The sequence below is a fragment of the Methanosaeta sp. UBA458 genome, from assembly GCF_002496085.1.
Taxonomy (GTDB): Archaea; Halobacteriota; Methanosarcinia; order Methanotrichales; family Methanotrichaceae; genus Methanothrix; species Methanothrix soehngenii.
Window position 1 is genome coordinate 11,576 of the sequence record NZ_DAIK01000169.1, and the last position, 1,463, is coordinate 13,038.

The window sequence follows — 1,463 nt, forward strand, 5'->3', positions numbered from 1 at the left end:
GGGGACTGGTTATGCCGGGACCGGTAACCTCTGGGGGACTGGTTATTTCAATGTCACAGTCTATCGGCTCATGGACGCAGCCATTTGGCCCACAGTAATCCTTCGTGCAGGGATTTTTATCATCGCAATCTCCACACTTTGACAAAGCATAGGATGGAACTATCACAGCACAGACACAGAATATCACTATCGCTAATAATACAACTATGAGCCTCGCTTTCATTTACAAACCTTCTTTAGCCCTGCAAAAAGATTGGGGCTCATCTTCGAGGCCCCGTTTCCTCAGCCTCAGGCATCATCTCTGCCCTTTCGGCGACAATGAGACCGCTTCCGGCAACCGCCGTCACCATTCCAGACATGTATCCCAGATCCATGGCTTTTGCGGAAGCCTCCTCTGCCTCGGCATTGCCGCCAAGAGCTCGAAGCACAATGGCCTTGCCGCGCCAGGCATCGATATATCCCGGATTCAGCTCAATGGCTCTGTCATATGCCTGCAGAGATTCGTTGTGTCTCTGCAGTCCCCGGAGGGCATTGCCCTGATTGTACATGACCTGGGCATTTCTCGGATTCTTTTTGATGACATCATCGTAATCCTTCAGGGCTTGCTCGTAATCCTCTTGTGCTTCGTCATATCTGCCCAGGCTGTCGAGGGCCATGCCCTTTCCAATCAAGGCATATTGTGGCTGTTGCGGCATCTCCGCAATTGCCCTGTCATAAGCCTGGATTGATTCGTTGTACATGCCCATGTTCCTGAGGGCATCTCCTAAGCCTTGCCAGGCTCTGGCAAACCGAGAATCGATCTCCAGGGCCCTGTTATAGTACTCTAGGGCCTCCTCGTACCTGCCAAGGCTTGCGAGAGCATATCCCTCTCCTCTCAGGGCTCCTATGTTCTTCGGGTCAATCTCCAGAGATTTATTGTAAGACTCGATTGATTCGTTGTACCTGCCAAGACGGTCTGCCAGAATGTCTCCCATGACGGCCCAGGCAAATGCGTCCTCTGGATTTGCCTTCGAGGAGTTGGCCACTGCCTCTAGAGCCTCTACGTACCTTCCCTGGTCGTCGAGGAGCTGTCCTTTAAAGCCCCAGGCAGCGGAGAGGTTCAGGTCTGTTGAAGTCTTGTACTCAGTCACAGCCTTATCCGCAAGCTCAAGCGCTCTTTCGTAAGCCTGAGCACTCTCCTCGTTCCTGCCAAGGATCGCCAGGACTTTTCCCTTCATCTCCCATTTGCTGCCTGAGTAAAACTCATCAGGCTCAAGCTCAATGGCTCTGTCCCAGGCGGCTATTGCCTCCTCGTACCTGCCCATGTTGCAGAGAGCATCTCCCTTACCTCCCCAGGCGAGTGCGTATGATTTATTGATCTCGATAGCTTTATCGAAAGCCTGGAGGGCCTCTTCATGATAATCGTTTCTTTGCAGCTCCTGGCCCCTGTTGAACCAGTCCTCTGCGCTGTTATCCTCGAATGA

At 52.5% G+C, this 1,463-nt stretch carries 2 protein-coding genes; both read right to left on the reverse strand.

Annotated features, from left to right (window positions below):
- A partial coding sequence (locus BP822_RS12445) for a hypothetical protein (RefSeq protein WP_286878394.1) occupies nt 1-223 on the reverse strand: 223 nt, incomplete at its 3' end.
- Between the two features lie 37 nt (nt 224-260).
- Nucleotides 261-1,463: tetratricopeptide repeat protein (locus tag BP822_RS12450; protein ID WP_286878395.1), on the reverse strand; the 1,203-nt coding region annotated here is incomplete at its 5' end.